This window comes from Bradyrhizobium sp. P2_E8 (assembly GCF_056403875.1).
Window position 1 is genome coordinate 1 of record NZ_JBFUES010000419.1, and the last position, 6,155, is coordinate 6,155.

Sequence of the window (6,155 nt, forward strand, 5' to 3'; positions counted from 1 at the left end):
GGATTGCTTCGCTGCGCTCGCAATGACGGAGTATGAGGCAGCGACTTCGTCCTCCAAATACAACTGTCATTCCCGCGAAGGCGGGGAATCCAGTACGCCGCGGCCTCTCGGCTCCATCACAACCGCCTCTGGAATACTGGATCGCCCGCCCCAATGCGCAAGTGCGCACAAGGCGGGCGATGACAGCGAGGGTGTGGTCGCAGACATGCCTTCCCGTCCTCGCGGCGCAATTCGCCCGAGCTTTGCTTCGTCGCTCTGCCCTCTAAGCCAAGAGGGCACAGGGAAGGCCGGGTGCCAGCTGGCACCCGCGGTCTGCTGCGCAAAAKGCACACGCAGAAACCGCACAGCAGCATACAGGTGTAGCCAATCACTCGGCCTTCCCTGCGCAGTGGTCGGACGGCTTATGCCGTGYTCTCCCGGGAGCCGAGTTCGTTCTGGCCTCCCTCGCCTTCGCGGAATTCACCGRCACCGCGCCGGTTGACGCGACTGCCGCCTCCGCAAGAGCTTGACCGTAGCAACGACGGCCAGGACCACACGGTTTTGCCGTACGCACGGCCCGCCATTTCGCCGCGGTTTTYCCAGCCCTGTCGACGGAGCCGGAAACCTGCTGGCGAGACGAACCTGWCAGCGCCGCTCGTCTGGCACGAAGYCTTGGGCTCACGGAGAGCAATCCGCCCTGCCCGCAACTCTCGCGCCCGACGCTGCCGCGTCCACCGCAAGCCCGGCTCGCGAAAATGACGACCACATGATCGCCCCTCAAGGATGAGCCGGGATGGGCGAACACATACGACAAATCCGAATTTCGGTAAAGTGGAATATTTTTGCGCAGGCGAATTGACAGCGTCCGCGATGTTTTGCCCGTCGGGCAAGCGTCCCCCGACGCGACGGGAAGACAACACCCGAAAAGGCTACGACCTATTTCCTGCGCATCTGTCCGGACAGCGCCTCAAATCTCGCGACTGGACGATCGAGTTGCCAGAGTTCCACATCGTGGCTGTCGACGAGTTTCGCGGCGCGAGAGATCGCGGCTTCATCGTCGATGCAGTCCATCTGAACCACCCCGATCGGTACGCTGTGTCGTCCCACGACAAAAGCGCGATATGCAGGCATTCTGGCCTCCAACAAGAGTTGCAGCTACACGTCGGAACATGACGCCGGACAAATCCAAATTCGATGGGGATCGGACCGCCCTTTTCTAGGAACGGCATAGTGGTCGCGCCAGTCCTATGCCGAACATATACAATCAACACCACGCTCATCTCGAAATCATATCGCAAGCGGCAACATATCGAGCCGGTCACGCCTATCTGCGTGACGCATCGCAGGGAACGCGGACCGTGCGACAGAGTGGCCATGCCGCCACGATCTGTCCCGCAAGGATCAGCCTGCCCTGCCAAGGCAACAACAACCGAACCGGTGAACTCATGTCTATCTCAGGGGTCAGCGACAGAATCATCGAACCGATGATCGCGCTCGCAGGCTGCTCGCCAGGGCAGCGTATTGTCGTGGTCGGCGCGAAGAGCATGGAATTGATGATGGATCTGCAAAAGCGCGGATATTTTCTGGCCGCGTCGGCCGGCAATTGTGGCCTCCCGGCCGCGCAGTACGACGCAGCCCTCGTGGACTGGCGACGACGACCGCTCAGCGCGCTCGATGCGGCGATGGATTGGCTCGACGGTTTCCTCGGGCCCCGTGCCGTGCTGGTGATCTGGCTCGACGCGCAGAAATCGGCGGCGAAGGACGATCTCCGCGCCGCGGTGGCGAAGCGTGGCTTCGTCGTGCTGCAAGGGGCCGAACATCCGTGCGGCAGCGCCCTGCTCGCGCGACGCTCGCAAGCGTACCCGATGCAAAAGGCGGCATAGGCACGCTGCCGATCACGAAGAGGCAGGAACAGCCGCATGGCTTGATCCTGCCCCTTCTTGATCCCGCCCCCGGGAGCCCCTCATATGTTGAAGTCGAAGATACGACGCGCAGTCATTCGCGAATGGATGGCACGTGCGCCCGAGCAGCGGCGATCCAGCCAGCAGGTCCTTGCCTTCGCAAGAGATGCGAGCGAGAGGCACAGGCTGCCGCGCAGCCGTCAAACGCCGTGCGCTGTGATCACGCGATGGTTGAAACCACGCACGGGGCGCGGCTGAGGCGGTCGCGTAGCCCGGATGGACCGAAGCGCAATCCGGGGTCTTTTCACAAGCTGCGGCGGTCCCGGATTTCGCTTCGCTCCATCCGGGCTAAGAGTCGCCGCTCAGACCGACATCGCTCCCTTGCGCCTGAACGGATCGACCAGGCGGACGATCTCGCAGGCGGCGACGAGGCCGGCGAGCCAGACCGCGCTGGTCAGTCCGATCCGCGCCACGATGGCCGCGGTGAAGGCGCCCTCTCCGCCGAGGACCGGCGTCGCGGCGAGCAGCACGAGCTCATAGGCCGCGTAGGCGGCGACGAATGTGATCGCCAGCATCAACGGCGTGCGGCCTTGCGGCAGCATACGAAGGACGGCCGATGAGGCCGCGGTCGCGACAAGGGCAGCAGCGCCGATCACAAAACCCCAGGCCATCGTGCTGCTATCGATCGGATAGTGCAGCGCGCCGAAGCCGATGCACTGGTTCACGAGCCACGCGCCGGTGACGACGAGCAGCGCCGGCCGCAGCGGCAGCATCGCGGCCGCGACAACCGAGAAGGCCGCAAAGGGCGTTGCGCAGGCGAGCGCAAAACTCGCGAGCGCGCATGACACCGTCAGCAGCGCAAAGCCGAACATCGGCGCGAGGCGCGGCGCGACCGGGTGAAGGCGAAAACGGTCGGCATGGGGCGAAAGCATGTCAGTGGCCATCATTGGTCTCCTGGCGCTGATCCTAGCACATTTGTCGTGAGTTGAACCGCCACGATCCACCTCGCGACGCGACCGGCGGACTCAGCGAACCCCAAAGCCACGATGAAATCGATGAATCGTCATCGCGCTTTAGGTTAAAAGCCGCTTCGCACTTTTCCGGATCATGCTCTAGGCAGGCTTCCGCGCCGCGCGCGTCGTGACCACCGCCCGCTCGCCGGCATCGACGAGCTGACCGATACCGGTCCGGCCTGTCAGCGCGCAGCGGATGATGTGCTCGGCGACCGACCTGCGGAACGCATGATCCTCGCCCACGGGGCGATCGCGGCAAATCCGATCCAGCGCCAGCTTCATGTTGATCCTTGTGCGGGTGTCGAAATGCTCGCTGATCATTCGCTCGGCCTCGATCGGTGATGTTGGGGCGGAAACGTCCGACGATCGGCCGGGTTCCCGAACGGGATCGAGCAATGCGCCGGCCGCCTATGTGCGGCCTCTCGGGCGCTGCGCCTGGGCCCAGGCCACAGTGACGTCACGCGGCGGGATGTCGATGCGCCTGATCGGCGTCAATTCGCCCGAGGCGGAGACGATCGCGGTCTCCTCCCGGCGACAGCGCGGGCACACGAAGCGGACCTCGCTCGGCGACGCCGACCAGCTCGAGCGTTTGACGTTGGCCGCCATCGGCCATGCGTCGCACTGCGAGCACGACACCAGAAACCGGCCGGGATCGAGCATACCCATTCCATTGGACTCCGCGTCCTGCCTGCTCCTACCAATGATTATGTCATGTGAATCGTTCCGGTGTCCCGACACCGTCAGCCCTCGACGCCCGAGGAACCGGCGAACCCTGGCAGCTCAGTGCGCGCCCTTGAGCGTGCAGGACGTGGTGCAGGTCACCGTATTGCCATGGTCGCACGCCTTGCAGGCGGCCACGCACTGGTTCATGTCGCGGGGATTGTAAGAGCTGTAGTTCCGCACCGGGCAGGCTGCGGTCGAGCCGGTGATGTCCTGCTCCTGGTTGCAGGCCGCCGTCATGAGCGCGAGGATGAGCACCGCAAGAAGACGCATGGGATTGCCCCGTAAGACACCGGCAAAGCAACATCAGCGGAACGCGCTGCATTGCAACGAGCCCCGGCATTCCCACTGCGAGCCATCGCGAATCGCGACGCTCACGCCCTCAAAGGATGCGTGCCAAATGTTAAGAACGGATTGCAGCCGCCTTCAGGCCGCAGCCCTGGACGCGACCGCAGCCCGCGTCTCGCGCGCCAGCTGGTAATAGTGCTCGGCGAGCTTGAGATAGARTTCGCGCTTGGTGCTGTCGGTGGCGAGCTTGGCGATCAGCTCGCATTCGGCCGTGAGCGTCTCGAACCGTTCCAGCCTGTCCTCAAGTTCCGTCATCGGCGTGTCCCCATCAAACGCCTCAAGGACGGCAAACCTAAGCCCGGGAAATAGGTCACGACGAACATCGTTATCGAGTAGAATCAATTTTTCCCGCGCGGGGCCTACTTCTGCTCCAGCCGCCAGGCGCCGTCCCACCCCTCGCCCGGCGGATCGGCCTCGAACTGCGCGATTCGGGCGAGCAGCGTACGCGAGGGACCGTCGCCGGGGACGGCTTCGAGCGCCGCGTTGAAGGCGGCCCGGGCCTCGTCGAAGCGGCGGGCGCGATAGGCGGCGAGAGCTTCGGCATAGTGCGCGCGCAAGCCGTCCTGCGCGGCGGTGAGCGCGCCGGCCCTCGCCATCACCTCGAAGATCGCCTGCGGCGCGCTCTGGCCGGCAACCGCCAGACGATCGATCTCGCGCAATTCGAGACGCCCACCGATCGCATCCGCGGTCGCCTGCGCGATCAGGATGCGGGTGCCGTAGACCTTGTTGACGGCCTCGAGCCGCGAGGCGAGGTTCACGGCATCGCCCATCACGGTGAAGCTCATCATCAGCTCGGAGCCGATGCTGCCGGTGAGGACCTCGCCGGTGGCGATGCCGATGCGCAGGTCGCACGGCACAGGCATGGCGCGGATGCCGAGCAGATCGGGCAATTGCCTCTGGAGCGCGGGCACCTGGTCGGCCATGTCGATGGCGGCACAGCCGGCCAGGAGCGCCGGCTCGTCCTCCTCGATGAAGGGCGGGCCCCAATAGGCCATGATGGCATCGCCGATATATTTGTCGATGACGCCGCGATTGCTCCTGATCGGGACCGACATCACCGTGAAATAGTGGTTCATCACCTTGACGAGGCCGCGCGGGGTCATGCCCTCGCTCATCGAGGTGAAGCCGCTCATGTCGCAGAACATGATGGTCATCACCCGGCGCTGGCCGTCCATGGCGACCTCCGGCCGCTCGATCAGGCCCTGCACCACCTTGGGATCGATGTAGCGGCCAAACGTCTCGCGGATGCGCTCGTTGTGGCGCAACTGCTCGATCATGCGGTTGAAGGCGGCCGCGAGCTCGCCGATCTCGTCCTGGGTCGAGACGGCGATGGTCTTGTCGAACCGCCCGGCCTCGACCTCGCGGGTGCCGGCGAGCAAAAGGCGCACCGGCCGCGTGATGCCGCTGGACACCAGCAGCGCAAAGGCAAATCCGACAATCGCCGCGAGCAAGGTCACGATGCCCGAAACGACGATCGCCTGCCGCTGGTGACCGATCACCTGCGAGGTCGCGGCGAAGACCTGTGTCAGCATGTCGGCGCGGATCGCATCGAACTTCTGGTTGAACTGGTCGCGGATGGCATCGATGTGTTCCAGCGTGCCGCGGGCTTCTGCCATCTGCTTGGCGTCGACCTGCTTGAGGAGCTTTGCGTGGTCCTCGTTCAGGTCGCGGCGCAGCTCGGTGACGGCAGTCTCGATGCGGATCTCGATCCGCGCCAACGCGGCATTGTCGGACGGCGTCCTCGGGTCGTCGATGATCGCGTTGATGAGCTTGCGTGCGCCCTCGGCCTCCTCCTCGATCTTGCGATCCGCTTCCTCGAACTCGCGCAGGCGCGCCRCATAGGCCTCCTCGTCCGAGGACGCCTGCATCTTCATCATGACCATGCGCCGCAGCGCCACCGACCGCTCCAGCGAGCGAATATTGGCGCGCGCCAGATCGCCATAGGCCGGGATATAGCGGTTGGTCAGCTCGTCAAGAAGTACGCCGACCTGGCTCGACATCACCATCGACAGGATCGAGGTGACCAGCATCAGGACGATCAATCCGAGGGCGATGCCGACGATCTTGCGCCGGATCGACTGGTTGAAAATCGGCATAGGTTCGGGGCAAAGGCTGAAGGGACAGGTCGGGGAACTCAATACACCGGATTTCAGCCCGGGAACACGCGCAATCTGGCCCTCGCGGCGCCCTGGAC

The 6,155-nt window shown here is 64.5% G+C and carries 8 protein-coding genes; 1 reads left to right on the forward strand and 7 read right to left on the reverse strand.

Going from position 1 to position 6,155, the window contains the following annotated elements:
- Positions 1-915 precede the first annotated feature (915 nt).
- Complete coding sequence (locus AC1D00_RS22275) at positions 916-1,110, reverse strand: hypothetical protein (protein WP_135175253.1); 195 nt, start codon at positions 1,108-1,110, stop codon at positions 916-918.
- Positions 1,111-1,337: 227 nt separating this feature from the next.
- Between AC1D00_RS22275 and AC1D00_RS22280 the strand changes: the two genes are divergently transcribed.
- Positions 1,338-1,862 (forward strand): hypothetical protein, encoded by a 525-nt coding sequence (locus AC1D00_RS22280; RefSeq protein WP_404556596.1) that lies wholly within the window; start codon positions 1,338-1,340, stop codon positions 1,860-1,862.
- 380 nt (positions 1,863-2,242) lie between these two features.
- Here AC1D00_RS22280 and AC1D00_RS22285 read toward each other — a convergent pair whose 3' ends face one another.
- From AC1D00_RS22285 to AC1D00_RS22310, 6 genes are all read right to left on the reverse strand, one after another.
- Positions 2,243-2,824, reverse strand: a complete 582-nt coding sequence (locus AC1D00_RS22285) for a hypothetical protein (protein WP_404556598.1) — start codon at positions 2,822-2,824, stop codon at positions 2,243-2,245.
- Between the two features lie 168 nt (positions 2,825-2,992).
- Entirely contained in the window at positions 2,993-3,214 is a 222-nt protein-coding gene (locus tag AC1D00_RS22290) for a hypothetical protein (RefSeq protein ID WP_404556599.1), read from the reverse strand.
- An 87-nt stretch (positions 3,215-3,301) separates the two neighbouring features.
- Positions 3,302-3,559: a hypothetical protein gene (locus tag AC1D00_RS22295; protein ID WP_167770895.1), complete on the reverse strand. Its 258-nt coding sequence runs from the start codon at positions 3,557-3,559 to the stop codon at positions 3,302-3,304.
- A 114-nt stretch (positions 3,560-3,673) separates the two neighbouring features.
- Entirely contained in the window at positions 3,674-3,886 is a 213-nt protein-coding gene (locus AC1D00_RS22300) for a hypothetical protein (protein ID WP_027548279.1), read from the reverse strand.
- A gap of 153 nt (positions 3,887-4,039) precedes the next feature.
- The gene (locus AC1D00_RS22305) at positions 4,040-4,216 is read right to left on the reverse strand and encodes a hypothetical protein (protein WP_477012139.1); all 177 of its coding nucleotides are present in this window, start codon (positions 4,214-4,216) and stop codon (positions 4,040-4,042) included.
- A gap of 104 nt (positions 4,217-4,320) precedes the next feature.
- Complete coding sequence (locus AC1D00_RS22310; protein ID WP_477012140.1) at positions 4,321-6,057, reverse strand: adenylate/guanylate cyclase domain-containing protein; 1,737 nt, start codon at positions 6,055-6,057, stop codon at positions 4,321-4,323.
- Positions 6,058-6,155: the final 98 nt, after the last annotated feature.

What these genes read in the sequence shown, in the direction of transcription:
- AC1D00_RS22300 (WP_027548279.1), bottom strand. Translation starts at nt 3,886, where the DNA reads ATGCGTCTTCTTGCGGTGCTCATCCTCGCGCTCATGACGGCGGCCTGC.
- AC1D00_RS22285 (WP_404556598.1), bottom strand. Translation starts at nt 2,824, where the DNA reads ATGGCCACTGACATGCTTTCGCCCCATGCCGACCGTTTTCGCCTTCAC.
- AC1D00_RS22295 (WP_167770895.1), bottom strand. Translation starts at nt 3,559, where the DNA reads ATGGGTATGCTCGATCCCGGCCGGTTTCTGGTGTCGTGCTCGCAGTGC.
- AC1D00_RS22275 (WP_135175253.1), bottom strand. Translation starts at nt 1,110, where the DNA reads ATGCCTGCATATCGCGCTTTTGTCGTGGGACGACACAGCGTACCGATC.
- AC1D00_RS22290 (WP_404556599.1), bottom strand. Translation starts at nt 3,214, where the DNA reads ATGATCAGCGAGCATTTCGACACCCGCACAAGGATCAACATGAAGCTG.